22 protein-coding genes, 1 tRNA gene and 1 rRNA gene are annotated in these 24962 nt (G+C 65.9%); 15 read left to right on the forward strand and 9 right to left on the reverse strand.

Annotated features, from left to right (window positions below):
• Window positions 1-65: 65 nt before the first annotated feature.
• Complete coding sequence (locus tag AC1DEM_RS14850) at window positions 66-935, reverse strand: flagellin N-terminal helical domain-containing protein (RefSeq protein WP_476885079.1); 870 nt, start codon at window positions 933-935, stop codon at window positions 66-68.
• A 293-nt stretch (window positions 936-1228) separates the two neighbouring features.
• Between AC1DEM_RS14850 and AC1DEM_RS14855 the strand changes: the two genes are divergently transcribed.
• From AC1DEM_RS14855 to fliW, 4 genes are read left to right on the forward strand one after another with little or no spacing between them, the layout of a single operon-like run.
• Window positions 1229-1717 (forward strand): flagellar protein FlgN, encoded by a 489-nt coding sequence (locus AC1DEM_RS14855; protein ID WP_476885080.1) that lies wholly within the window; start codon window positions 1229-1231, stop codon window positions 1715-1717.
• 10 nt (window positions 1718-1727) lie between these two features.
• Complete coding sequence (gene flgK, locus AC1DEM_RS14860) at window positions 1728-3155, forward strand: flagellar hook-associated protein FlgK (RefSeq protein WP_476885081.1); 1428 nt, start codon at window positions 1728-1730, stop codon at window positions 3153-3155.
• Window positions 3156-3159: 4 nt separating this feature from the next.
• The gene (gene flgL, locus AC1DEM_RS14865; RefSeq protein WP_476885082.1) at window positions 3160-4044 is read left to right on the forward strand and encodes a flagellar hook-associated protein FlgL; all 885 of its coding nucleotides are present in this window, start codon (window positions 3160-3162) and stop codon (window positions 4042-4044) included.
• Window positions 4045-4055: 11 nt separating this feature from the next.
• Window positions 4056-4445, forward strand: a complete 390-nt coding sequence (gene fliW / locus AC1DEM_RS14870; RefSeq protein WP_476885083.1) for a flagellar assembly protein FliW — start codon at window positions 4056-4058, stop codon at window positions 4443-4445.
• An 87-nt stretch (window positions 4446-4532) separates the two neighbouring features.
• Here the strand turns inward: fliW and AC1DEM_RS14875 are convergent, their stop codons facing one another.
• From AC1DEM_RS14875 to AC1DEM_RS14885, 3 genes are all read right to left on the reverse strand, one after another.
• Window positions 4533-5111, reverse strand: a complete 579-nt coding sequence (locus AC1DEM_RS14875) for an AMIN-like domain-containing (lipo)protein (RefSeq protein WP_476885104.1) — start codon at window positions 5109-5111, stop codon at window positions 4533-4535.
• Window positions 5112-5473: 362 nt separating this feature from the next.
• Entirely contained in the window at window positions 5474-5776 is a 303-nt protein-coding gene (locus AC1DEM_RS14880) for a DUF4193 domain-containing protein (RefSeq protein WP_277527784.1), read from the reverse strand.
• A 182-nt stretch (window positions 5777-5958) separates the two neighbouring features.
• Window positions 5959-6453, reverse strand: coding sequence for a GyrI-like domain-containing protein (locus AC1DEM_RS14885; RefSeq protein ID WP_476885084.1), 495 nt, complete (start codon window positions 6451-6453; stop codon window positions 5959-5961).
• A 232-nt stretch (window positions 6454-6685) separates the two neighbouring features.
• On the opposite strand from AC1DEM_RS14885, the gene AC1DEM_RS14890 reads away from it, so the two are divergent.
• The 5 genes from AC1DEM_RS14890 (at window position 6686) to AC1DEM_RS14910 (ending at window position 13011) form a co-directional block, all read left to right on the forward strand.
• On the forward strand, window positions 6686-7801 hold the full coding sequence (locus tag AC1DEM_RS14890; RefSeq protein ID WP_476885085.1) for a nitrilase-related carbon-nitrogen hydrolase: 1116 nt from the start codon (window positions 6686-6688) through the stop codon (window positions 7799-7801).
• The gene (locus AC1DEM_RS14895; protein ID WP_476885086.1) at window positions 7798-8841 is read left to right on the forward strand and encodes an agmatine deiminase family protein; all 1044 of its coding nucleotides are present in this window, start codon (window positions 7798-7800) and stop codon (window positions 8839-8841) included. The genes AC1DEM_RS14890 and AC1DEM_RS14895 overlap by 4 nt, the downstream gene beginning before the upstream one ends.
• Window positions 8838-10406, forward strand: a complete 1569-nt coding sequence (locus tag AC1DEM_RS14900; RefSeq protein ID WP_476885087.1) for an APC family permease — start codon at window positions 8838-8840, stop codon at window positions 10404-10406. Before AC1DEM_RS14895 ends, AC1DEM_RS14900 begins: the two co-directional genes overlap by 4 nt.
• Window positions 10407-10667: 261 nt before the next feature.
• Window positions 10668-11474, forward strand: a complete 807-nt coding sequence (locus AC1DEM_RS14905) for a hypothetical protein (RefSeq protein WP_476885088.1) — start codon at window positions 10668-10670, stop codon at window positions 11472-11474.
• A 157-nt stretch (window positions 11475-11631) separates the two neighbouring features.
• On the forward strand, window positions 11632-13011 hold the full coding sequence (locus AC1DEM_RS14910) for a hypothetical protein (protein WP_476885089.1): 1380 nt from the start codon (window positions 11632-11634) through the stop codon (window positions 13009-13011).
• Between the two features lie 86 nt (window positions 13012-13097).
• Here the strand turns inward: AC1DEM_RS14910 and AC1DEM_RS14915 are convergent.
• Window positions 13098-13174 (reverse strand) — tRNA-Thr (locus tag AC1DEM_RS14915).
• A 196-nt stretch (window positions 13175-13370) separates the two neighbouring features.
• Window positions 13371-14261 carry a DsbA family protein gene (locus AC1DEM_RS14920; RefSeq protein WP_476885090.1) on the reverse strand — a complete coding sequence of 297 codons (891 nt, stop codon included), beginning with the start codon at window positions 14259-14261 and terminating at the stop codon, window positions 13371-13373.
• A gap of 182 nt (window positions 14262-14443) precedes the next feature.
• On the opposite strand from AC1DEM_RS14920, the gene AC1DEM_RS14925 reads away from it, so the two are divergent.
• From AC1DEM_RS14925 to AC1DEM_RS14940, 4 genes are all read left to right on the forward strand, one after another.
• Window positions 14444-15964 (forward strand): alpha,alpha-trehalose-phosphate synthase (UDP-forming), encoded by a 1521-nt coding sequence (locus tag AC1DEM_RS14925; protein WP_476885091.1) that lies wholly within the window; start codon window positions 14444-14446, stop codon window positions 15962-15964.
• Window positions 15954-16763 carry a trehalose-phosphatase gene (gene otsB, locus AC1DEM_RS14930; RefSeq protein WP_476885092.1) on the forward strand — a complete coding sequence of 270 codons (810 nt, stop codon included), beginning with the start codon at window positions 15954-15956 and terminating at the stop codon, window positions 16761-16763. The genes AC1DEM_RS14925 and otsB overlap by 11 nt, the downstream gene beginning before the upstream one ends.
• 275 nt (window positions 16764-17038) lie before the next feature.
• The gene (locus tag AC1DEM_RS14935; protein ID WP_277528136.1) at window positions 17039-18121 is read left to right on the forward strand and encodes an ABC transporter ATP-binding protein; all 1083 of its coding nucleotides are present in this window, start codon (window positions 17039-17041) and stop codon (window positions 18119-18121) included.
• A gap of 121 nt (window positions 18122-18242) precedes the next feature.
• Window positions 18243-19661 (forward strand): DUF4032 domain-containing protein, encoded by a 1419-nt coding sequence (locus AC1DEM_RS14940; protein ID WP_476885093.1) that lies wholly within the window; start codon window positions 18243-18245, stop codon window positions 19659-19661.
• Between the two features lie 61 nt (window positions 19662-19722).
• On the opposite strand, the gene AC1DEM_RS14945 is transcribed toward AC1DEM_RS14940, so the two are convergent.
• Window positions 19723-21093 carry an FAD-binding oxidoreductase gene (locus AC1DEM_RS14945; RefSeq protein WP_476885094.1) on the reverse strand — a complete coding sequence of 457 codons (1371 nt, stop codon included), beginning with the start codon at window positions 21091-21093 and terminating at the stop codon, window positions 19723-19725.
• 183 nt (window positions 21094-21276) lie between these two features.
• Here AC1DEM_RS14945 and AC1DEM_RS14950 point away from each other — a divergent pair, with 183 nt between their 5' ends.
• Entirely contained in the window at window positions 21277-23055 is a 1779-nt protein-coding gene (locus AC1DEM_RS14950) for a glycoside hydrolase family 13 protein (protein WP_476885095.1), read from the forward strand.
• 2 nt (window positions 23056-23057) lie between these two features.
• On the forward strand, window positions 23058-24089 hold the full coding sequence (locus tag AC1DEM_RS14955; protein WP_476885096.1) for a LacI family DNA-binding transcriptional regulator: 1032 nt from the start codon (window positions 23058-23060) through the stop codon (window positions 24087-24089).
• Between the two features lie 173 nt (window positions 24090-24262).
• Here AC1DEM_RS14955 and AC1DEM_RS14960 read toward each other — a convergent pair whose 3' ends face one another.
• Window positions 24263-24763, reverse strand: coding sequence for an SRPBCC domain-containing protein (locus AC1DEM_RS14960; protein ID WP_476885097.1), 501 nt, complete (start codon window positions 24761-24763; stop codon window positions 24263-24265).
• Between the two features lie 113 nt (window positions 24764-24876).
• A 5S ribosomal RNA gene (rrf, locus tag AC1DEM_RS14965) occupies window positions 24877-24962 on the reverse strand; the annotation flags it as partial.

Here is a 24962-nt window from a genome sequence, read left to right on the forward strand (position 1 = left end):
GGTGTCTCTTCGTCCGATCAGGGTGGCAGACTCATTTCTGGACTACCGGACTGCCGGAACCGGGCTTAGCGCAGGAGGGAAAGAACACCCTGGCTGGACTGGTTTGCCTGGGCCAGCATGGCGGTGCCAGCCTGGGACAGGATGTTGGCCTTGGTGAACTTGACCATTTCCTGAGCCATGTCGACGTCGGCGATGCGGGACTGAGCGGCCTGCAGGTTTTCGCCGGCAACATTCAGGGACTTAACCGTGTGCTCGAGGCGGTTCTGGGAGGCGCCGAGGTCAGCACGCTGCGTGGAAACCGCCTTGATGCTGGCGTCAAGATCGGCGATGGTCTGCGTTGCGTTCGCAGCCGTGTCCACCTTGAAGTCGGTAGCACCGGTCGTCGAGGAGAACGTCTTGCCGCCCGTGTTGATGCTGGTAGCAGCGTTTCCGAGATCAACCGAGATCACATTGTCGGCCGAGCCATCCGCGCCGACCTGGATGCTGAGCTTTCCGTTCGTCGCAGCGCCTGCCGAACCATCGAGCAGCTTGATTCCAGCGAAGTTCGTCGACGTCGTGATGCGGTCGAGTTCCTTGCCGAGGGCGTCAGCTTCGGTCTGGATCGCTGTGCGAGCGTCGCCATTGTTCGTGTCATTACCGCCCTGGACAGCGAGATCGCGCATACGCTGCAGAATGGAGTGGACCTCGGTCAGGGCGCCTTCCGCGGTCTGAATAACCGAGATGCCGTCCTGAGCGTTGCGGGCTGCCTGGGCAGAACCGCTGACCTGAGACTTCAGGCCCTCGGAGATTGAAAGACCGGCTGCATCGTCAGCTGCACGGTTGATGCGCAGGCCGGTGGACAGCTTCTCCAATGACTTGGAAAGGTCGCTCTGAGTAGCGTTGAGGTTACGGTACGAGTTGTTAGCCGCGAGGTTGTTGTTAATAACGAAGCCCATGATGTTTCCTCCGTGAGTGGGACTGTATGCGATGGCCCGTCCGTGGGCCTTCAGGAGTAGTTATCGCCACTTGGGAAGCACAGGTAAGGAGAAATCCAAAATTGTTTTCGGATTTTCCTTCGCGCCAAATTCCCCGTGTTACCAGTCTTATTCCGCTAACGGATCCCCCGGCCCCGCCGATAGTTTCTACGAGCCCAGCTGTTGGCGCATCGTCCGCACGATGACATAGACGCTTCGGGACACCACCGCACCAGTCACTCGCACCATTCACACATGAGGGAGCCGTCCGGACCATGGCCATCCACGAACTTTCAGCCCTGCTGTGGCGGGAGCGTGAACTCCTGGACGTTCTGACTTTCAAGCTTGAGGAAGAACAGCTGTTGCTGACCTCGGGCAAGTCCCGCTGGCTGCCCCACGGGACCAAGGAAGTGGAGCAGGTGTTGGGTCACCTCTCCCAGGCGAGCCTGGCCCGCACCATCGAAGCGGCCGTCGTCGCCGAGGTCTGGGGACTCCCCACCGACGCCTCGCTGGCCGAACTCGCCGCCGCCGCCCCGGAAGGCGCTTGGGCCGAGGTCCTTACTGCGCACCTGACGGCACTGACCCGCCAGACCGCCCTAATCAAGGAACTGCGGGATTCCAACGAGCAGTACCTGCGCACAGCGGTGCGCTCCACGCAGGAGTCGCTTGCCGACCTCAACCCCGCGGCCGCAGCCGGCACCTACGACGCCCACGGCAAGACCGGGCAATCCGCCGGTTCCCGCATCTTCGACCAGCAATTCTAAGGAAGCGACCATGAGCACCTTCGGCGCCCTGAACACCGCCTACCGCGGGTTGACCGCTGCCCAGCAAGGCATGAACGTGGCTGGGCAGAACATCGCCAATGCCGCCACCGAGGGATACACCCGTCAACGTGTAGAGCAGTCCTCGCTGGCCGCGCCTGCCCGCGGGCTCTTCAGCGGCGGTACACTGCAGCCCGGCCAGGGTGTTTCGGTGGACGCCATCGCACGGCTCGGCAGCAGCTTCCTCGACGGCACCGTCCGCTCGGCCGGAGCCCAAGCCGGCTACGCAAGTGTTCGTTCGTCCGCTCTGCAGGGCATTGAAGGCGTGCTTCAGGAGCCCGGAGAGAACGGCATCTCGACCGCTTTGCAGGGTTTTTGGTCCGCGTGGCAAGCCGCTGCCAACCAGCCCACGGAGGACGGCCCGAAAGGGCTTCTGCTCAATGCCGCTAACTCCGTGACGGACAAGATCTCCTCCGCGTACCAGGCCCTCGACTCGCAGTGGAGCAGGACCCGCGCCCAGGTCTCCGACAATGTGGACGCCGTCAACGCGGCCGCCGCCCAGGTCGCTTCGTACAACACCACTATCCGGTCTACCCTGGCCGCCGGCGGGTCGGCCAATGAACTGATCGATGCACGGGCCAAGCTCACGGACAAGATTGCCGGACTCGTCGGGGGCACTGTCCGCGAGCAATCCGACGGCACAGTCGACGTGCTTGTCGGCGGCAACGCGCTGGTCACCGGCGGGTCAGTCCGGACGCTCGCCATCTCGGGTTCCTCATCGGACCGGATGGGAACGCCGGTTCAACTTGAATGGGCAGACCGGAGCGGTGTCGCCGTACCTGTCGACGGTGGCGAAATCGCCGGCGCCTTGTCCGTGCTGGCGCCCGCCGCCACACCGCCGTCCACGCCCGGCTCCGGCGGCGCCATCGCCGAGGCCGCCGAGTCCTTTAACAAGTTCGCCGCGGCCCTCGCCACGGCCGTGAACCCTATCCACGCGACGGGAGTCACGGGCACCGGCGCCACCGGCGTCGGTTTCTTCACTATCACCGGTGCCGGCCCCGCTGCGCTGAACATCAAGGGACCCGCAAACACCGCCGACATCGCCCTCAAGGCGTCGACTGGCGGCGCCCTTGACGCCAGCATCGCGGACAAGATCTCGCAGCTCGGTACGGGTTCAACCTCGCCGGACAAAGCCTGGTCAGGCATTGTCACAAACATCGGCGTTCAGTCCCGCGGAGCCCAGCAACACGAAACACTCACCAATGCCGCTCAGGTATCCGCCCTGACAAGCCGGTCCTCCCAGGCGTCAGTAAGCCTGGATGAGGAAAACGTCAGCCTGCTCACCAACCAGCACGCCTACCAGGCCGCAGCCCGTGTGATGACCGCCGTCGACGAAGCCCTCGATGTCCTGATCAACCGCACCGGATTGGTAGGAAGGTAGCCACATGCTGAACCGGGTAACCAACCTGACCATGAGCGCGAACGCCCAGCGTACGCTGCAGACCCAGCAGTCCAGGCTGGCCGAGCTTCAGGAAAAAGCGACCACGCTCAAGAAGATCTCGCGCCCGTCGGACGATCCTGCCGCCACCGCCCAGGCCCTCGAGACCCGCGCCCTCCTCGCCGCCAACGCCCAGTACAGCCGCAACATTGACGACGGCAACACGTGGCTCACGGCGGCGGATTCCGCACTGGAACAAGCCACCAACGTGATGCACCGGATCAAGGATCTCACGGTCCTGGCCGGTAACGGCTCGCTCAACCAAACCGGCAAGGACGCAATCGCCAACGAGCTGGACTCCTTGACCAAGGACCTGGTTTCGATCGCCAATAGCAAGAATCTGGGCCGCAACATCTTTGCCGGCAGCTCGGATGCCGCCAGTGCCTTCACCGGTACCCCGCCCGCGCTCGACGGGCTGCCCAAGAGCCCCGTGGAGCGCCGCATCAGCGCCACGGAAACCGTCCGCGTCGACGCCGACGGTGCCGCGATCTTCGGTAGCGGCACCGGCTCTGTCTTCGATATCGTGAGCCAGATGGCCGCCGACTTGCGGGCGGGGACGGACACATCGCCCCGGGCCGCCCAAGTGGACACGGCATTCAAGAACATCGTCAACGGCCGTTCGGAAATTGGAACGCGCCAGGCGCGGCTGGATCGGGCTGGCAGCGCCAACACAGAACTGGAGGCCACCTTGGACGCACAGAAAACCGGGATTGAGACGGCAGACCTTGGCAGCGTCATCATGGACCTGAAACTTCAGGAGACCAATTACCAAGTGGCCCTCGCCGCGACGGCCCGGGTGCTTCAGCCCACCCTGATGGACTTCCTGCGGTGAGCGCCCCGGTCATGGACACTCCCGTCGCTAGCCTTCCCCTCACTTTCACCGCACCCATGCCGGGCTTCGAGGACCTGCACGATTTCGTGCTGCGGAGCGTCGAGGGCGCGGCCGGACTGTACGCCTTGGAGGCCGGGTCCAGTCCGGTGCGGCTGTTCCTGGCCGACGCCGCCGTGTTTGCCCCGAGCTACGCTCCACCGATCCCGGCAGCATCGCTGGAGGCCCTGGAACTCGACGAGCAGGAGGCCCCCCAGGTGCTGATCGTGGTCAACCACTCCCCCGGCTCCACGACGGTCAACCTCATGGCGCCGATCGTTCTCAACCCCGGCACGGGCCGCTGCACGCAGCTGGTGCTGGACGGCCGTGACTTCCCGCTCCGGGCCGAGCTCGGCTCGCTCTAGCCAATACACCTGCTCTAGCCAGTCCGCGGAGCAAGGCGCGCGCCTCGGAGCAGCTCCGGGCAGCTCGACGCTGCGCAGCCCCGGGCGTCACCAGAAGTGCGCCACGTCCACGACGAGCCGTGACCCGGCGCCCGGCCCTGACAGGGTCTGGACCCGGAACGGCAGCCGTGCGCGGACTCCCATGCCAAGGCTGCTGTAACCTTCGAAGCTGCCAGCCCACGCCACCTGCCGGAATGTCTGGTAGCCGGTCACGTCCGTCAGTTCACTCTTGTTCACCGGGTTGTAGGTGGGATTGCCGGCGTCGTCATATGCAGGCGCATTGACCGTGAGCTGAATGAAGGCCTGGCCTTCCAGCGGGATCGGCAGGCCGGACCCGTCCTGTGCCACCTGGGGCACGTACCGGATGGTGTAGCCGGCTACAGGGCCGTTCAGGTCAATGACTAGCCGGTCAAAACAGTAATGCTGACCGGTCCGCACGTTCACCACCTTGGCCTTGCTCATGGCCGGATCCGTTTTGCTCAGCGAACCCCAGACCTGTCCGCAGTACGGGTCCGCGGCGGCCGGCGCCAGACTAAGCTCCCCGAGGCCGGCGGCCGGTGCCGGCGCAAGCACCCCGAGACCGGCTGCCATCAGCACTGCCCCGAGCAAAGCGTGGGTCTTCTTCACCTGGAACTTCTTCAACTGGATCTTCATCACTGCGGGCCACCCTTGGTGCTGCCTGAGCTCTTGGGCTGGCTGAACAGTCAGTGCAGGTCAGACGCTTCCAGCGTAGGCGGCGCGGAACCGGCGGGCGAGGTCCTCAAGCGTTTCGGCGCCCAACCGTTAATGAGGCCTGTCCCTGGTCACGGACGGATTTCACAGACAGATCCCGAGACCTTCCTTCACGAACAGATAACACGCGCAGCCGTGGGCTTTGCCAGAAACGCCGAAGCGCCGGCACCCTCGCGGGTCCGGCGCTTCGTGCGGCTTGCTGTCTCGTCGATTCCGGGGCATCGCCAGCTGCGGAGCAGCTGGCCGCGGGAAGGTTCTTAGCCTTCGCAGTCGCGGCAGTACTTCATGCCGTTCTTTTCGAGGGCCACCTGGGACCTGTGGCGGACCAGGAAGCAGGAGGAGCAGGTGAATTCATCGGACTGCTCGGGAACAACAATGACCGTCAGCTCTTCGCCGGACAGATCCGCGCCCGGAAGATCGATGCCTTCGGCGGTGTCGTTCTCATCGACGTCGATCACAGCAGTCTGCGCGCCGCCGCTGCGGGACGCCTGAAGGGCCTCCAGCGACTCAGCGGGAGATTCTTCTTCTGTCTTGCGTGGGGCGTCGTAATCGGTAGCCATATCGGGGTTCACTTTCGTTGCTGCGCAGCGCCATTTCAGGCACCTCAGTGAAGCAGTTTAGGACATTATGCACGGAGTTGAGGAATAGTGTGGCCAATCAGACAGAATGAGACGGAGGGGGTGCGGAAGCCCAGGGCAGCGGCCCTGTCCGGAACCCCGGCTGCGGCCAGCGCGAGGGCAGTTCAGGCGACCGGCCAGACCACCAGCGTCTGCCACTTCGCCGGGTCGGGCTCGGCGCCGGGATCGGTGAGGTAGTACTCCCACATTGCTTCGCCCGGACTCGCACCGTCCTGCCGCATCCGGGCCATGATCGCGCCGTAGGTCTGCTGTAGCGATTCGTAGGGCCCGATGTGCATCGCCTCGTAGGCCCGGCATGCGGGGAGTTCCCCGGCTACCACCGCGGTATCCACGCCGCTTGGATTTGTGAAAGGTGCCGCGAGGGGGAACCCCGCCTCGACGTCGACGACGTCGGTCGGCTTGCCTCGGTACAGCGCGAACGGAGGTCCAGCCAGTTGGACATGCTGCTCCTGCACCGCACCCATGACGGCGCCGAAGGCACGGCCGAAGAAGTCCCGGAGCGCATTCATCGGGACAGTCTCACGCACCACTGCAGTCGGCTGTTCCTTGAGTTGAGCGGGATTGATGTCCGGAGCCGCCCCGGGGTTCGTTGGAGTCATACGCCCAGAGTCCGCCGCGTCCAAACCGCGGTCTAGGGCCTTATGTCCCGCGCCTACGGAGCGCCCACCGAGGGCCAGCGGCGCCCGGCAGCATCCCCGGACACGGTGCACCCGTAGGGCCGCCAATAAATAAATGAACTTTATTCATATTAGGTCTTGCCCCGCACCGCAATCAGCCCAATACTAAATGAACAGCGTTCATTTATGTGACCCCCGTCTCACTGGAGTAGCCATGATCGAAATCACGTCCCTCGACACCCCGAACTCCCCCGCCCGCCCAGCGTCGTCCAGCACAACACCGTCCAGCACAACACCGTCCAGCACAACACCGTCCAGCCGGCCGGCACTCCGGGTCGGCGTCGTGCAGCACCGGTGGCAGCCCGACGCCGCGGCCCTGCACGCCGAACTGGACGAAGGCATCGGGCGGGCCGCCCGGTTGGGGGCCGACGTCGTCTTCCTGCCCGAGCTCACACTGTCCCGGTACCCTGCGGACACGCTTCCCGAAAACGACACCGCCCGGGGCGGGGCCCGCCGCCCGCGGCCCTCGGACATCGCCGAGGACCTGTTCACCGGCCCCACCTTCCGCTTCGCGGCGGACGCGGCCCGCCGGCATGGAATCTGCGTCCACGCTTCGCTGTACCAGAAGGCGGAGAACCCGGACGGTTCCGACGACGGCCTGGGCCTGAATACTGCCATTCTGGTATCCCCCGACGGCGAACTGCTGGCCCGCACGCACAAGCTGCACATCCCCGTCACGGCCGGCTACTACGAGGACAAGTTCTTCCGCCAGGCCCCGGACGGCGATGACGCCTACGAGGTCCATGCCCCCGCCGAACTCGGCGGCGCACGGTTGGGCATGCCCACCTGCTGGGACGAATGGTTCCCCGAGCTGGCACGGATTTACTCCCTCGGCGGGGCGGAGCTCCTGGTCTACCCCACCGCCATCGGCTCCGAGCCGGACCACCCGGACTTCGACACCCAGCCGTTGTGGCAGCAGGTCATTGTGGGCAACGGCATTGCCAACGGACTGTTCATGGTTGTCCCCAACCGCTGGGGAAGTGAAGGAACACTGAACTTCTACGGCTCCTCCTTCATCTCCGATCCCTATGGACGGATCCTCGCCCAGGCACCGCGGGACGAATCCGCCGTCCTGGTCGCGGAACTGGACCTTGACCAGCGCAAGGACTGGCTCACGCTCTTCCCGTTCCTGGCCACGCGCCGGCCGGACACCTACGCCCGGCTGACCGAACCGTTACGTGCCGACGCCCCGCTCGGCTTCGATGCGTATGAGGCCACCGCACTGCAGCCCACCGCACTGAACCCCACGGCGCAGAAGGTCACGGCATGAGCGCCTGGCGGATGCCATCCGAAACGGCACCCCAGGACCGCGTTTGGATGGCGTTCCCCACCGGCGGCTACACGCTGGGCGACAGTGCGGCAGAAGCCCACGCCGCCCGCTCCGTCTGGGCCGCCGTCGCGAACGCCGTCGTGGAATTCGAACCAGTCACCATGCTGGTGGCCCCAGCGGATGCAGAGACCGCTGCCCGCTACCTCCACCCGGACATCGAGGTGGTCACCGCGGCGCTGAACGACGCCTGGATGCGAGACATCGGCCCCACCTTCGTCCTGGACGACGCCGGCCGGCTCGGCGCCGTGGACTGGGTGTTCAACGGCTGGGGTGGCCAGGACTGGGCCGCATGGGACAAGGACTCGCTCGTGGCAGCTGCCGTTGCGGCACGCTCAGGTGCCAACCACCTCGTCTCGCCGCTGGTGAATGAGGGCGGCGGCATCCACGTCGACGGCGAAGGCACGGTCCTTGTCACCGAGACGGTGCAGCTGGATCCGGGCAGGAACCCCGGGCTCAGCAAGGCCGACGTCGAGGCAGAACTGGCCCGGACCCTGAGCGCCAGCCACGTCGTCTGGCTTCCGCGCGGACTGACCCGGGATTCGGAACGGTTCGGCACCCGCGGCCATGTCGACATCGTCGCGGCCATCCCGTCCCCGGGCACCGTGTTGGTCCATTCCCAGCAGAACCCGGCGCACCCCGATTTCGAGGTCAGCCGGGACATCATCAGCCACCTCGCCACCACCCGGGACGCGGCCGGCCGCGAATGGAACATCATTGAGGTCCCCGCCCCGGAGACCCTGACGGACGAGGAAGGCTTCGTCGATTACAGCTACATCAACCACCTGGTGGTCAACGGCGGCGTCATCGCCTGCACGTTCGGGGACCCCATGGACGAAAAAGCCTTGCGCATCCTCGCCGACGCCTACCCCGGCCGCAAAGTGGTGGGCATCGACGCCCGCGAGCTCTTCGCCCGCGGCGGCGGCATCCACTGCATCACCCAACAGCAACCGTCCGCCTCCCAGAACAAAGGTCAGCCATGAGTCAAACTATCGGCCGTGAAGACGGCATCACCACGCACGACGTCGTCGATCCGGCCGGTTCCAAACACGGCATCACGGGCAAGGGGCTCAAGGGCGGCCAGCTTGGCCTGCTGGCCGTCGTGGTCCTGGGCATCTCCTCCGTGGCGCCCGCCTACAGCCTCACCAGTTCGCTGGGACCGGCAGTCGGCGCCGTGGGCGTGCAGCTGCCGGCGATCTTCATCGTCGCGTTCATCCCCATGATCCTGGTGGCGTTCGCCTACCGCGAGCTCAACGCCGATTCCCCGGACAGCGGCACCACCTTCACGTGGGCCACGAAGGCGTTCGGCCCGTTTGTCGGCTGGATGGGCGGCTGGGGGCTGCTGGCCGCCAACATCATCGTCCTGTCCAATCTTGCCGGCGTCGCGGTGGACTTCTTCTATCTGTTCCTGGCCCAGGTGTTCAACAACCCCGGGCTCGCGGACCTGACCTCGAACACGGCAGTGAACATTGTTACCTGCCTGGTGTTCGTGGCACTCGCCGTCTGGGTCAGCTACCGCGGCCTGCACGCCACCAAGCTCGTGCAGTACAGCATGGTCGGCTTCCAGGTGCTGGTCCTGGCGGTCTTCATCATCATGGCGCTCGGCCACGCAGCCTCCGGTGACGCGGGCACCTCGCTCGCGTTCAGCTGGGACTGGTTCAACCCGGCCAAGATCGAGAGCTTCGAGCAGTTCACCGCTGGGATGTCACTGGCCGTCTTCGTCTACTGGGGCTGGGACGTCTGCCTCACCGTGAACGAGGAAACCAAGGGCGGCCGGGGCACCGCCGGGCGGGCGGGAACCACGACGGCGGTCGCCGTCCTGGCGCTCTACCTCGCCGTGATCGTGGCCACCATGATGGTGGCCGGCACCGGAGCCGACGGCATCGGCCTGAACAACCCGGACAACCAGGCGAACATCTTTGCAGCACTGGCCTCCCCCGTCATGGGTCCGCTGGCCATCCTGATGTCCCTGGCCGTGCTCTCCGGCACCGCGTCCTCCCTGCAGTCCACCATGGCCTCCCCCGCCCGCAGCCTGCTGGCCATGGGGCACTACGGGGCACTGCCGCCGCGCTTCGCATCCGTCAGCAAGCGCTTCGGGTCCCCGGGCTACGCCACGGTGATTGCCGGCGTGATCTCCGGCGGCTTCTATGCCGTCATGAAGGTGGTCAGCGAGAACGTCCTCAACGACACCATCATGGCCCTGGGCCTCATGATCTGCTTCTACTACGCCCTCACCGCGTTCGCCTGCACGTGGTATTTCCGGCACAGCCTGTTCGCCAGCGTCCGCAACTTCTTCATGCGGCTGCTGTTCCCGGTCCTGGGCGGTCTGGTCCTCACCGTGGTCTTCTTCCAGACCGCCGTGGACAGCTGGGCGCCGGAATTCGGCAGCGGCTCCGAGGTCTTCGGTGTGGGCCTGGTGTTCGTCCTGGGCATCGGCATCCTGGCCCTCGGCGTCGTGGTCATGCTGGTGACCGTGAAGCTGCATCCGGGCTTCTTCCGGGGCGAGACCATCCGGAAGGACACCCCCGCCCTGGTGGTTCCGGAGTAGCCGCCAGGCTTTCGATTCAGCACCGCATGCGTACGGCCCTGCTACCGGATTCCGGGGCAGGGCCGTACGCATGCGGTCTAAAATGAAGCCATGGCCCTACGCCATACTTGTGGGATTCTGCCGCTCACGGCGCTCACTGCGCTCACCATGGGGGTCCTCCCGGCGCTCCCTCCCGCCGCCCAAGCATCGCCGCAGGAAACCGCACCCTGCGCAAAGTTAAGCGCGCACCAGACCCGGTACAGTACCGGCGCGGCTAACAGAGTGGTGTTCGTCACTGCCGCCGAGGCGTCACAGAACGCTGTGCTGATCACAGGCTGTGTACGCAACGGCGACATGTATGTCCAGGAGTGGCAGCAGACCGGTTTCATCGGCAAGAACGGGTTCGCCCCGCATGGACAGTTGCGGGAGGGCGAGTACCGGTCACCCACTGGTTCGTTCTCGGCCACCGAGGCCCTAGGCAAGGCGGATCCGGGCACCAAACTGCTTTACCACACGGTCAATCGGAGATCGCGGTGGGGCGGACCGGGCAGCCCCGCCTACAACAATTATGTGGACGGCGGATCCCCAGCTGACGAGAACCTTTGGTACTGGATGAACCAGGGCACATATGAGCAAGCTGCCGTCATCAACTACAACCGCCTGCCGGATACCGTGCCCATCCCGGGCGCCGACTACGCGATCTTCTTCGGCGCCGGGAACCGGGTTTCGGCAGGATGCGTCTCCACAACACTCGCGACCTCAACGCGGGTAGTGCAGACACTCGGTCCCGGCGACCGGTTCATCATGGGAGTGGTCAACGACGTCTTCACAGCGGCCCCTCCTGCCGCCGCCACAGCTCCTCCTTCTCGCTCTGCTGCAGGGACTCCGAGCCGGAGCACACCGTCCCTCACGGCTCCGTCTGCCCAAGCCACCCCGCCCGCCAGCACACCGGCGGCCCAGGGCACCCCGACCACGCAAGCAGGTGCGACTTCACTAATCGCTCTGGGATCACTGCTTGTTGCCGGCGGTGCCGCGGCTGTCGTCATCTTCTTTGCGCTCAGGAAGCGCGGCAGGAGTCAGCGTTCCTGAAGAGCACCTTTGCGTGCGTCCGTCGCCCGCAAAGCTGCAAATGCTCGTTGAGGAACACCTCCCCGTGCTAGATTCACGCTGTCTGCTTCACGCTGTCTGCAATTCTGCGGGCTCTAGCGCAGCCTGTTCCGGGCGCGGCAACTTGGGGGAAATTTTTATGCTGTTATTCGACCGCGTCCGGACTCTTCCAATTCCGTTGTTCCTGGTTGTGGGCATGATGCTTTCCCTGGCACCGCTTGCCCCCGCATCCGCTGCGTCGGCTACGACGACGGCGGTGCTTGCAGCGTCCGCCGCGCCGTTGAAGACGACCCCGGTGCCGACGGTCACGGGCAAAACAAAAGCCGGCTACACCCTGACCGCGGTCCCGGGCACATGGGGTCCGGCACCCGTCACCCTGAAGTATCAGTGGAAGGCGAGCGGCGCCGTCATCGTTGGCGCGACGGCCGCTACCTACAAACTGGCCGCAGCGCAGGCCGGCAAGGCCATCACCGTCACCGTCACCGGAACGAAGGCCGGCTACACCACCGCCTCGAAGACCTCGACCCCCACCGCAGCGATCGCCGCTGGCACGCTCGATCCTGCCCCGGTGCCGACGATTACCGGCACGACAAAAGCCGGCTACACCCTCACCGCGGTCCCAGGCACATGGGGTCCGGCACCCGTCACCCTGAAGTATCAGTGGAAGGCCAATGGGGTCGTCATCACCAGCGCGACCGCCGCCACCTACAAACTGGCCGCAGCGCAGGCCGGCAAGGCCATCACCGTCACTGTCACCGGAACGAAGGCCGGTTACACCACCGCCGCCAAGACTTCGGCCGGCACAGCCGCAGTCACGCCCGCGGGACCCGGCGTCGACGTGTCCTGGCCGCAGTGCGGCAAACCTCTGCCCAAGGGCCAGAGCTTCGCGATCATCGGTGTGAACAACGGTCTGGCGAACAACACCAACTCGTGCCTGGCCACGCAGCTGTCCTGGGCGGCCACGTCCACCGGCGGGACCGGCCAGCCCCTCGTGGCCCTGTACGTAAACACCGGAAACCCCGGGACCGCCGGCTCCTGGTGGCCCACCAGCAACACCTATGCCGGGAAGACCGTGACCAACCCCTATGGCCAGTGCACCAAGGGCTCGGTCGGCTCGGCGTGCTCCTATATGTACGGGTACGCAAAGGCCTACGACGACGCCACCATCCGCGGGGTCAAGAACCCGGCCTCCTACACCTGGTGGCTGGACGTCGAAACTGACAACACCTGGTCAAAGGACAAGGCCGCCAACAGAGCCGATCTGGAGGGCATGGCCGCCTACTTTGCCAGCATCGGCGCCAAGACAGGGCTCTACTCGACCGGATACCAATGGGCACAGGTCGTCGGCGCCGTGCCCTCGACAAGCAGCCTGTATGCCCAGCGAAGCTGGCTCGCCGGCGGGAGTTCCCTCCAAAACGCCAGCAGCATGTGTTCAGCAGCGCCACTGACAGGCGGCGGGAAAGTCACCATGGCCCAGTACATCTCGGGCGGCTTCGACTACAACAAGTCCTGCATCTGAGTTCCCGGCTCCGGCCAGCCGTGCCCCGTTTTCGGGCATGAGAAAACCCCTCCGTTCCGGCAAAATCACCGGAAAGGAGGGGTTCGTGGGGCCCCCTGTCGGATTCGAACCGACGACCCCCGCTTTACAAGAGCGGTGCTCTGGCCAACTGAGCTAAGGAGGCATTCCTGCGCACCTGACGGCACCAGACCCAAATGGGGCAGATACCAGGACGCTAGACAAGGTTAGCCCACCCACGCCCGCTGAGAAAAACGCGCAACGCCCCCGCCGCGAAGCGAGGCAAACGAGAAGGCCCGGCCCCCGAGCGATCCGGGGCCGGGCCTTCAACTGCGGGCCTTCAACGGCAGTGCCGTGAACCGTTACTTCTTGGCGTCGACCGCGGCCTGCAGGTACTGGTCGAAGGGGGTCTTGGCGCTGTCGCCCGTGCCCCACTGCTTGCCATCGACGAACACGGTGGGCGTGCCGGTCACGCCGATCACCGCGGCCTCCTGGGTGGTGTGCTTTACCCACGGGCGGTACGTCTTGCCATCCACGCACGTCTCGATGCTCTTGGCCCCGACGTCGGTAGCCAGCTTCTTCAGCTCGTTGTCGGACAGGCCGGCGCTGCCTTCGGCCGGCTGCTTCGCGAACAGCAGGTCGACAAAGTCCGAGTACTTCTCCGGGGATTCATTCACCACACAGGCTGCGGCGTTGGCCGCGCGCGAGGAGTAGTTGGTGGTGGACCGGCTGTCCAGGAAGCCGAGCGGGCGGTATTCCACCGTAATCTTGCCGTCATTGCGCAGCTTGGTGAGGGTCTCGTTGTACTTCGCCTCGAAGTCCTTGCAGACGGGGCAGATGAAGTCGATATAGAGGACCACCTTGACCGGCTTGCCGGCCTCGGCCTCCGCGCCGGGTGCCGTGACCGTAGCCGGCGGCGTGGCCGGTGCGGCCGGCAGGTCGGACAGCTTCACGGTCGCGGGATCGGTCTTGGCAACCGCAGTGTTCGCCAGCAAGGTGACGCCGCCGTGGATGTTGCCGTTGGCCGGAGTGGGTCCCTCGTCGGCCACCGGGGCGTTGTTCTTGATGTTGGAAGTGACAACGAGCGCAACGATCACGATGATGGCGACGACGGCGGCAACAATGCCCCAGCCGATCAGCAGCTTGTTGCGCTTCTCTTTCTTCAGCTGCGCCTCGCGGATCTCACGGGCTTTCTCGCGCGCCGCGGCAGTGCGCTCTGCCTTTGACTGTCGGGGTTCGTTTGCGGGGCTCATTGGTTCCTCGGGTCGTTCGGCCAGGGACGGTCCACTCAGTGGCAACTTCATCATTTTAGGGGAGAAACCCGAGAACTTGCGCTTTCAAGTTTCCCTTCCGCCTGCCCAACGGACGAATAGCCCGGAAGATTCCGTGCGGCTAGGGTTGACGGAGAGCCACGAGCGGACCCCAGGGGGCACCAATGGAAGCAACCGACAGCGCCGGACACGGCAGTCAAGACACCACTGAAGCAGCGGCAGCAGCCAGCGACGGCGCGCCCACACGTGCCGAGGCAGGGGATCAGTTCGACTTCATGGTGGTGTCCAACCGGCTGCCAGTCGACCGCTGTTCAGCCGACGAAACCGGCTGCGAGGACGGCTGGCGCCGCTCCCCCGGCGGCCTCGTCACAGCTCTGGCCCCGATGATGACCAAAACTGACGGCGCCTGGGTGGGCTGGCACGGCGCCCCCGATGAGACCGTCAAGCCTTTCAGCCACGGCGGCATCGACCTGATCCCGGTCCAGCTGAGCACGGACGACATCGAGCTCTTCTACGAGGGCTTCTCCAACGCCACCCTGTGGCCGCTCTATCACGACGTCATCGCCCCGCCGGAGTTCCACCGCACCTGGTGGGACTCCTACCGGAAGGTCAACCGAAGGTTCGCCGATGCCGTCATCCGCCATGCGGCCGAGGGCGCCACGGTCTGGGTGCAGGACTACCAGCTCCAGCTGGTGCCGAAACTGCTCCGGGAGGCGCGGCCGGACCTGAAGATCGGTTTCTTCAACCACATCCCGTTCCCTCCGCCGGAGATCTTCGCCCAGCTCCCGTGGCGACGCGCGATCATCGACGGCCTGCTGGGCGCGGACCTGGTGGGCTTCCAGCGCAGCAGCGACGCCGGAAACTTCATGCGCTCCGCCCGGCGCTTCCTGGGCGCCAGCGTCAAGCAGCAGCAAGTGCACGTCAGGGGCGCCGACGGCGAGACCACCCACATTGCCAGGGCCCAGGCATTCCCTATCTCCATTGACGTCAAGCAGATCAGCGAGCTGGCGAAGAGTCCGGAAGTCATTGAACGCGCGCAGCAGATCCGCCGGGACCTCGGCAACCCCAAGACCATCTTGCTCGGTGTCGACCGGCTCGACTACACCAAGGGCATCCGGCACCGGCTCAAGGCGTACGAGGAACTGCTGCAGGACGGCAAGGTCACCGTGGAGGACGCCACCCTGATCCAGGTGGCCAGCCCCAGCCGGGAACGCGTGGAACAGTACCGCCTGCTCCGCGAGGAGGTCGAGGGCACGGTGGGCCACATCAACGGCACCTTCGACACCATGCAGAACACGGCCGTCCGCTACCTGCACCACAGTTACCCCATCGAGGAGATGGTGTCGCTGTACCTGGCCGCGGACGTCATGCTGGTCACCGCCTTGCGCGACGGCATGAACCTCGTGGCCAAGGAATACGTCACTGCCCGGACGAATAACGACGGTGCGTTGGTGCTGAGTGAGTTTGCCGGCGCTGCCGACCAGCTCAAGCAGGCGCTGCTGATGAACCCGCATGACATCGACGGCCTCAAGGACACCATTATGCGGGCGGTCAATATGCCGCCGGCCGAGGCGGCCCGCCGCATGCGGGCCATGCGCAAGCAGATCCTGGACCACGACGTCGACCTCTGGTCCTCCGACTTCCTGAACGCCCTCGCCGAAAAGGTTGTACGCGATGAGTCCTGACAACCCGGGCACGGCCCCGCTCTCGCTCTCCCCTGAACTGCTGGCCGCGGTGCGGCGCATCGCCAGCACCGAGCACCTGCTGGTGGCGATGGACTTTGACGGCACCATGGCGCCGCTCGTGGATCACGCAGGCGACTCCCGCGCGCTCCCGCGCTCGGCGGCCGCCTTCGCGGCACTGGCGGAACTTCCCCGGACGACGACGGCCCTCATCTCCGGCCGCGCGCTGGACAGCCTGCGTGCCGTCGCCTTCCCGCCGGAGAACACGCTGCTGATCGGCAGCCACGGCGCCGAGGTCTGGATGGGACCCGGATCCTCGCAGCTGATGCTCGACGACGCGCAGCGGGAACTCTTGGCCGACGTCCGCAGGGAGCTGGCGGAGATCGCGGAGCAGGCACCCGGAACCCTCCTGGAGGACAAGCCGGCCGGCGTCGTCCTGCACACCCGTCTCGCGTCCGCCGACGTCGCCGAGGACGCCGTCGCCGCGGCACGGGCAGTCCTGCAGGACCGCAGTGGCGTGTTCTTGAAAACCGGACACCGGGTCCTGGAGACCTCCGTGGTCAACGCCTCCAAGGGAGAGGGCATTGCCTTCCTGCGGCAGGCCACCGGAGCCACAGCCGTGGTCTTCGCCGGCGACGACACCACCGACGAGGACGCCCTCGGCAGCCTCGTCCCGGGCGATCTCGGCGTAAAAGTGGGGCTCGATTTCACCCAGGCCGAGTTCCGGGTCGAGGCACCGGAACACATCTGCGAACTGCTCGAAGCCCTCCTGAGGGAGCGGACACGGGCCGTCACGCACTAACAGACCGGCACGGGAAACGCCGGAAACACAGGCGCCACGCCGCCAAGTGGGCACCATCACCTGTGACATCCGTAACATTTTGGCCCAAATGCCATAAATCTGACATACTCTGTATGTGATGTGGCGCACAACTACCGTGCGGCGTCATTGGATACTCCTCGGCTTCGGCCGAGGAGTATGCGCATGAGGACCCAAAATTGAATTAACAACTGAATAAGATGACCATTCACTACGGATCGTCCGGCACGTACCTGCCGGTGAAGGGATTGATAACTGTGGCTACAGTTACTTTTGACAACGCAACACGCCTATACCCGGGCACCGACAAGCCCGCCGTTGACAAGCTCAACATTGATATCGCCGACGGCGAATTCCTGGTCCTCGTTGGACCCTCCGGTTGCGGAAAGTCGACCTCCCTGCGCATGCTTGCAGGTCTTGAGGACGTCAACTCCGGCCGCATCCTCATCGGCGACCGTGACGTCACGGACGTTCCGCCGAAGGATCGCGACATCGCCATGGTGTTCCAGAACTACGCCTTGTACCCGCACATGACTGTGGCGGACAACATGGGCTTCGCGCTGAAGATCGCCGGCGTCAGCAAGGAAGAGCGCGCCGAGCGCGTCCGTGAGGCCGCCAAGCTGCTCGACCTCGAACCGTACCTGGACCGCAAGCCGAAGGCCCTCTCCGGCGGCCAGCGCCAGCGCGTTGCCATGGGCCGCGCCATTGTGCGTAACCCGCAGGTGTTCCTCATGGATGAGCCGCTGTCCAACCTTGATGCCAAGCTGCGCGTGCAGACCCGCACCCAGATCGCGTCCCTGACCCGCCGCCTCGGTGTCACCACGGTCTACGTGACCCACGACCAGGTTGAGGCCATGACCATGGGTGACCGCGTCGCCGTGCTGAAGGACGGCCTGCTGATGCAGGTCGACACCCCGCGCAACCTCTACGACAAGCCGAAGAACGTCTTCGTGGCTGGCTTCATCGGCTCCCCCGCCATGAACCTGCTCGAGCTCCCCGTCGTCGACGGCGGCGTGCAATTCGGCGGGACCGTCTACCCGGTACCGCGCGACGTCCTCGAAGAGGCCCACGGCCAGACCGTGACCCTCGGTTCCCGCCCGGAAGACCTTGAGACGGTTGCCGAGGGCGATGGCCTCCAGGTTGAGGTCGACGTCGTCGAAGAACTCGGCGCCGACGCCTACGTCTATGGCCACACCACGCTGGACGGCCAGAGCCACGACATCGTGGCCCGCGTCGACGGCCGCCGCCCCCCGATGAAGGGTGAGTCCATCTGGGTCCGCCCGCAGTCGGGCCACGTACACCTGTTCGACACCAAGACCGGCCTGCGCCTCGGCGACTGACCACAACGGTGCAACTGACGGCGGTCCTCCCCTGGGGAGGGCCGCCGTCGGGCGTTAACTGCTCCGCTTTAGGCGGGATCTGCAAAATACGGAAGAATTGATTCATGACCGAGGAAACCCCATGACCGAGGAATACAGCGCCCAGTGGCACGACGAGCCCACTGACTATGGTCAGATCGGAAAATTGCCTCGGTACGAGGCCGCCAGTGCGAATGACGAAAAGGCCGCGATAGCGTCCAGTTCGCTGAGCATCACGGCCGCCGCCACCGAGCCTGAGCTTCTGGACCTGCCCTGGCACATCGCCCTCGAGGACTGGCCGGCAGAGTATCTGGCAGCGCTCCCCCGCGGCATCTCGCGGCACATCGTGCGCTTCGCCCACCTCGGCGGCTCCGTCATCGCCATCAAGGAAACCTCGGAGCACGTGGCCCGCCACGAGTACCACATGCTCCGCAAGCTCGCCCGGCTGGACGTTCCCGGCGTGGAGCCCGTGGCCGTCATTACCGGACGCACCACCCCGGAGGGCCGGCCGCTGAACCCGGTGCTGGTCACCCGGCACCTGAAGTTCTCCATGCCCTACCGCGCGCTCTTCTCCCAGATGCTGCGCAAGGACACCCTGACCCGGCTCATCGACGCCCAGGCGCTGCTGCTGGTCCGGCTGCACCTGATCGGTTTCTACTGGGGCGACGTCTCGCTCTCCAACACCCTGTTCCGCCGCGACGCCGGCGCGTTCGCCGCCTACCTCGTAGACGCCGAGACCGGCGAGCTCTACCCGGATTTGTCCACCGGCCAGCGCGAGTACGACCTCGAAATCGCCCGCGTCAACATCGCCGGGGAACTCATGGACCTGCTCGACGGCGGCCTGATCGAGGAGAAGGTGGACCCAGTGGCCACCAGCGAGCTCATCATGGACAGCTACCGGCGATTGTGGACCGAGCTAACGGCGAAAGAGTCGTTTGAGATCGGTGAACGCTGGCGCGTGGCCGCCCGCATCCGGCGGCTCAACGAGCTGGGGTTCGACGTCGGGGAATACGCGATCAAGACCACGCAGAACGGCTCCACCATCCAGCTACAGCCCAAGGTGGTCGACGCCGGGCACCACCAGCGCCGGCTGCTGCGCCTGACCGGCCTGGACGCCCAGGAAAACCAGGCCCGACGGCTTTTGAACGACATGGACTCGTTCCGGGCGGACAACAATCCGGGCATGGACGAGGAATACAGCGCCCACCTCTGGGTCAGCCAGATCTTCGAACCGATTGTGCGGGCCATCCCCCGCGATCTCTCCGGCAAGCTCGAACCGGCCGAGGCGGTGCACGAGGTCTTGGAGCACCGCTGGTACATGTCCGAGAAGGAGAACCGGCACATCCCCCTGGCCGAGGCCGTCCAGTCCTACATTGACAACGAACTGCGCCACCGCCGGGACGAGGCCGCCATCATGCTCAACCCGGACACGGGGTTGCTCAAGATCCTCGAGGTGGAGACCGAGGAATCACGCTACGGCGGCGACGAATCCATCGACGAATACCCCGACTCCGACGACTGAGCTACGCGCCGGACGCATTGTGGCACGCCTGGGCTAAATCGCTTCAGCCAAATCGCTTCAGCTAAATCGCCTTGCCGGGATTCAGGATCCCTGCAGGGTCGAACAGCTCCTTGATCCGGCGCTGCAGTTCGCGCACGGGTTCCTTCTGCTCCAGGCCCAGCCAGCGCAGCTTGTACTGGCCGATCCCGTGCTCGCCCGTGATGGTGCCGCCCATGGCCAGCGCCACGGCAATGGACCTGTCCAGGGCCGCGCCGAGGCGGGCCATGGCATCGGGGTCCACGGTATTGTCCGTCCGGTCGATCCAGAAGGTGGGGTGCAGGTTGCCGTCGCCGGCATGGGCCACGACTTTGAGTTGGACCTGGTGCTCAGACGCCATGGCCTCGAGCTCGGCCACGTAGTCCACCAGGCGGGAGCGTGGTACAGCCACGTCCTCGCCCACCCGGTATTCGTCGTCCACCTCGGTGCCGCGGCTGTTGCGGCGCAGCTCGACAAGCTGCTCCGCCTCCGCGTTGGCCTCCATGGTCACCACGGCTCCCCCCGCAGCCAAGACCGGGCGGATGGCAGCGGCTTCCGCCGCCGCGCCGAAGCCGTCGGTCTGGATCAGCAGCAGGGACGCACCGCGCGCGGCCAGGTCGGAGCCGTGGATGTCATCGAGCTGGGCCAGCGAGCCGCCGTCGAGCAGTTCCATGATGGCCGGCTGTACGCGGGCCCTGCCCACGGCGAGGACGCCAGCCGCGGCGCTGCGGAAGTCCGGGTAGAAGGCGGCGATGGTGTGCACCTCGCGCGGCAGGTACTTCAGCCGCACGGTGACACCGACCACGATCCCCAGGGTCCCCTCCGAGCCGACGAACAGCCCGGTGAGATCATAGCCGGCAACGCCCTTGAAGGTCTGGTGGCCGGTGTGGATGAGGGAACCGTCCGCGAGCACGACGTCGAGGGCCAGGACCGAGTCCCGGGTCACCCCGTACTTCGCGCAGCGCAGCCCGCCCGCATTAGTGGCCACGTTGCCGCCGATGGTGGACATCTTGAAGCTCGCGGGGTCCGGGGCGAACATCAGCCCGTGCACGGCGGCGGCCGCGTTGAGGTCAGCGTTGATGACGCCGGGCTCCACGACGGCGGTCTCGTCATCCGGATTGAGGTCCAGGATGCGGTTCATCCCCTCGAGCGTAAGCACCACACAGCCCTCGCTCGCGTGGGCGCCGCCGGACACGCCGGTGCCGGCCCCGCGCGCCACGAGCGCGACGCCGCGGGCGGCACAGGCACGCACCGTTGCCTGTACGTCGGCCACCGATTCTGCCCGGACCACGGCCAGCGGGAGCTGATAGTCCAGCACGGGAGCCTGGTCCACGGCATAGGCGGCCAGTGTGGCGGCGTCCGCGGCAATTTTCGCCGCGCCTAGGGAAGAGGTCAGCTCATCGATGATGCTGCGCATGCGGTCTCCAGTTCGATCGAATCCGGATCCCAGTCTAAGGCTGTGCATTGTCGGTGATGTGGCTCACAGTTGCAAGCGCTTCCAAGCCTGCGGCGGGAAGCCCAGACACTGGTCAAAAGAACCTGCAGAAAGATGACTGGAAGCGTTTTCACTTTTTGGCCGCAGGCCCTTACGATTGCCGTCATGTCCGTTGATTCAGTTCTTTTCTCCCCCGCAGCGCTGGCCGGCCCCCTTTCGGGCCCGCTGACCCCGGTGCACGCCGCAGACCACGTTCCCGGATGGTGGCGCTCTGCAGTCATCTACCAGGTCTACCCGCGCTCGTTCCGGGACCTGAACGGCGACGGCATCGGCGATCTCGCCGGCATTACCGCCGAGCTTCCCCGCCTTGCGGAACTGGACATCGACGCCGTCTGGCTGTCCCCGTTCTACCGCTCGCCGCAGCGGGACGCGGGCTATGACGTCAGTGACTACTGCGACGTCGATCCCTTGTTCGGCACGCTGGACGATTTCGACGCCATGATGGCTGAGGCCACCCGGCTGGGGATGCGGATGATCGTTGACCTCGTGCCCAACCACTGCTCGGACCAGCACCCGGCCTTCCAGGCCGCCCTGACCGCGCCCGCCGGCAGCCCGGAACGGGACATGTTCATCTTCCGCGACGGCCGCGGAGCATTCGGCGAGGAACCCCCGAACAACTGGCAGTCCCACTTTGGCGGTTCAGCCTGGACCCGGATCACCGAACCGGACGGCGCCCCGGGCCAGTGGTACCTGCACCTCTTCGACTCCTCCCAGCCGGACTTCAACTGGGACAACCCCTCCGTCCACGATGAATTCGAACGGGTCCTGCGTTTCTGGCTGGACCGCGGCGTCGCCGGTTTCCGGGTGGACGTGGCGCACGCCCTCGTGAAGGCCCCCGGCCTGCCGGAGTGGGGCGGCCGCGCCGACGGCAGCAGCTCCGACGGTTTCCCCGGACGCGACGCTCCGATGTTTGGCCAGCCTGCCCTCCATGACATCTACCGCCAGTGGCGGCGGATTCTCGCCGAGTACGGCCCTGACCGGATCCTCTGCGCCGAGGCTAACGTTGACCCGCTCCCGCGGCTTGCCGACTGGGTCCGCCCGGACGAAATGCACCAGGCCTTCAACTTCCCGTACCTCCATGCGGGCCTGGACGTGCGCCGCATGCGCCACGTCATCACCGAGTCACTCACGTCGCTGGACGCCGTCGCCGCTCCCAGCACCTGGGTGCTCTCCAACCACGACGTCGTCCGCCATGCCACCCGCTTCGGCTACAACGGGCAGGCGCCGCGCGACGGCGACGGAATCGGCACCTGGGATCCACAGCCGGACGAGGACCTCGGCCGGTCACGGGCGGCAGCGGCATCCTTGTTCATGCTGGGCCTGCCTGGTGGAGCTTACCTTTACCAGGGTGAAGAGCTCGGCCTCCCGGACGGGATCGACATCCCGGACACCCAGCGCCAGGACCCCACGTTCGCCCGCACCGGCGGCGCGCGGCTGGGCCGCGACGGCTGCCGCGTGCCGCTGCCCTGGCGGGCCGGGGAACCCAATGCAGGATTCGGCCACGGGCAGGACCCCTGGCTGCCGCAGCCGGAGAGCTTCGCGCGGCTGGCGCGGGACGTGCAGGCCGCCTCGGCGTCGTCGCATCTGAGCCTCTACAAGCGCATGCTGGAGCTGCGCCGCCGGCTGGACCTTGGCCGCGGCTCACTGTCCTGGTACGAGGACCTCTGCACGGACACCAGCCTTGCCTTCCTCAACGGCTCCACGCTGATGCTCCTGAATGTGGGGTACGAGCCCCTGGAACTGCCCGCGGGTCGCGTGCTGCTGCGCAGTTCGACGCCTCCTCACGCCGGCTACGACGCAGGGGACATGGCCAGCGCCGGCCATCCGTTAAGCTCAGGTGAAACTGTTTGGCTGGAGATCGACATCGAGGACACGGAGGGCTAGGGATGCCCGGCATCAAGGACGTCGCGGAACGGGCCGGCCTCTCCATCGCTACCGTTTCGCGCGCCTTGAGCGGCAAAGGCAATGTGTCTCCGCGAAGCAGGGAGCGTGCCCGGACCGCCGCCGCCGAACTCGGTTTCGTCGTGTCGTACCAGGCCTCCAGCCTGGCCTCCGGTCGGAACCACAATGTTGGCCTTGTTGTCCCTTCTGTCCACCGGTGGTTCTTTTCCTCGGTGGTCGAAGGCGTCTCGGCAACCCTGCTTGATGCCGGCTTCGACCTCACTCTGTACAACGTCAGCGAAGGCCGGGAGCGCCGCCACTGCGTGCTGAACGACTTCCTGCTGCGCAAACGCGTGGATGCCGTGATCGCCGTGTCCCTGGAGCTCTCCGAGGCCGAGATCGACCAGCTGCTGGCCATCCACCGTCCGATCGTGGGAATCGGCGGCCCGCTGCCTGGGGCGTCGACCATCCGCATCGATGACGCCGGCATCGCGGAGGCCGCAGCACGCCACCTCATCCAGCTTGGCCACAGCAAGATCGCCCATATGACCGGCGATGCAGCCTACGAACAGGATTTCCGGCTCCCCGGGACGCGCCAGGCGGGCTTCAAGAAAGCCATGCGCGACGCCGGGCTGGCGGTCCGGCCGGAGTGGCAGGTCTCCGCTGACTTCACAATCCAAGGCGCCTATGCCAACGCCCGGCAGCTGCTGGGCGGCTCACCGGAACGCCCCACGGCCGTCTTTGCCGCCTCCGATGAGATGGCGATTGGCACGATCCTCGCTGCCCGGGACTTCGGTCTGCGGGTGCCACAGGACCTCTCCGTCATCGGCATCGACGGCCATGAGCTTGGTGAGGTCTTCGGGCTGACCACGTTCGATCAGGATGCGCGCGGCCAGGGCGCGCTGGCCGTGCGGCGCTTGTTGGCCAGGCTCGACGGCGCCGCAGACACAGCGGCCGCCCACACCGAATACCCCACACGCTTTGTCATCCGGTCCAGCACGGCTGTTCCGCCCCTTGAACAGGGCCCCCTGCGCTAGGAAAGCTTGGCTGCGGCCCGGCCAGCGGCGTTCCTGCCCAGTTCCTCGCCCCCATTGCCTGGCCTTCTGCCCAGAACGGCCCGGCAAGCCGGGGAGGCCCTACGAGTTCCGAGCCCCGGTCCTCCAAGCAACTGGGTAGCAGCGCTTGGATGCGGTGCACAGGCCAAGCAAACTCAGTCCCCGGCACCGCCCATGAACCTCACGAAACGGTCCAGGACGCCGGGCCAGCCGGCCGCGTAGTCGGCCCGGGTTGCCGCAGGGTCCTCTGCGCCTTCCCAGCCGCTGTGGACCAGACGGAGCTCTGTTCCTTCGGCGACCGCCCTGAATGCCACCCGGAGCTCGGTGGACCACATGGCAGTGGTCCCGGGGTGCCAGCTGGCATGGAAGGACAGGGGAGGCTGCCAGTCGTCAATGGATCCCCACACGGCCGTCCGGCCATCATCAGCAGTTTCCATGATCAGGTTCTCTTCGAACTCCACGTAGGAGCCGATGCCATAGACGCTGTGGTCCTCAAGCGGCCACCAGAGGTGCGTATGTTCGGTGAATCCCACAAAAGCCCGGGCGACGGCGCCGGGCACCACCACCGTGTATATAACCGGCTCCAGGCCGTCGGCTGCGTCCGGTTCGGGACCATCAGGCAGTCCAACGGGTGCGTGGCTGAAGAGGTTATCCATGGGCATTTATTCTACCCGCGCCTCTCAGCCGGGCCGGCGCCGGGGTTTGTGTTGTGCCGGTTAAATGCGGGAGGACCCCCAACGTGGTTGGGGGTCCTCGACCGTTAATGGTGTTCCGGCGGTGACCTACTCTCCCACACCCTCCCGGGTGCAGTACCATCGGCGCTGTGGGTCTTAGCTTCCGGGTTCGGGATGGGAC

The sequence above is a fragment of the Arthrobacter sp. 05T420 genome, assembly GCF_056396305.1.

Coding starts and splice junctions, on each gene's coding strand:
- AC1DEM_RS14850 (WP_476885079.1), bottom strand. CDS start 935: ATGGGCTTCGTTATTAACAACAACCTCGCGGCTAACAACTCGTACCGT.
- AC1DEM_RS14855 (WP_476885080.1), top strand. CDS start 1,229: ATGGCCATCCACGAACTTTCAGCCCTGCTGTGGCGGGAGCGTGAACTC.
- flgK (WP_476885081.1), top strand. CDS start 1,728: ATGAGCACCTTCGGCGCCCTGAACACCGCCTACCGCGGGTTGACCGCT.
- flgL (WP_476885082.1), top strand. CDS start 3,160: ATGCTGAACCGGGTAACCAACCTGACCATGAGCGCGAACGCCCAGCGT.
- fliW (WP_476885083.1), top strand. CDS start 4,056: ATGGACACTCCCGTCGCTAGCCTTCCCCTCACTTTCACCGCACCCATG.
- AC1DEM_RS14880 (WP_277527784.1), bottom strand. CDS start 5,776: ATGGCTACCGATTACGACGCCCCACGCAAGACAGAAGAAGAATCTCCC.
- AC1DEM_RS14885 (WP_476885084.1), bottom strand. CDS start 6,453: ATGACTCCAACGAACCCCGGGGCGGCTCCGGACATCAATCCCGCTCAA.
- AC1DEM_RS14890 (WP_476885085.1), top strand. CDS start 6,686: ATGATCGAAATCACGTCCCTCGACACCCCGAACTCCCCCGCCCGCCCA.
- AC1DEM_RS14895 (WP_476885086.1), top strand. CDS start 7,798: ATGAGCGCCTGGCGGATGCCATCCGAAACGGCACCCCAGGACCGCGTT.
- AC1DEM_RS14900 (WP_476885087.1), top strand. CDS start 8,838: ATGAGTCAAACTATCGGCCGTGAAGACGGCATCACCACGCACGACGTC.
- AC1DEM_RS14910 (WP_476885089.1), top strand. CDS start 11,632: ATGCTGTTATTCGACCGCGTCCGGACTCTTCCAATTCCGTTGTTCCTG.
- AC1DEM_RS14920 (WP_476885090.1), bottom strand. CDS start 14,261: ATGAGCCCCGCAAACGAACCCCGACAGTCAAAGGCAGAGCGCACTGCC.
- AC1DEM_RS14925 (WP_476885091.1), top strand. CDS start 14,444: ATGGAAGCAACCGACAGCGCCGGACACGGCAGTCAAGACACCACTGAA.
- otsB (WP_476885092.1), top strand. CDS start 15,954: ATGAGTCCTGACAACCCGGGCACGGCCCCGCTCTCGCTCTCCCCTGAA.
- AC1DEM_RS14940 (WP_476885093.1), top strand. CDS start 18,243: ATGACCGAGGAATACAGCGCCCAGTGGCACGACGAGCCCACTGACTAT.
- AC1DEM_RS14945 (WP_476885094.1), bottom strand. CDS start 21,093: ATGCGCAGCATCATCGATGAGCTGACCTCTTCCCTAGGCGCGGCGAAA.
- AC1DEM_RS14950 (WP_476885095.1), top strand. CDS start 21,277: ATGTCCGTTGATTCAGTTCTTTTCTCCCCCGCAGCGCTGGCCGGCCCC.
- AC1DEM_RS14955 (WP_476885096.1), top strand. CDS start 23,058: ATGCCCGGCATCAAGGACGTCGCGGAACGGGCCGGCCTCTCCATCGCT.
- AC1DEM_RS14960 (WP_476885097.1), bottom strand. CDS start 24,763: ATGGATAACCTCTTCAGCCACGCACCCGTTGGACTGCCTGATGGTCCC.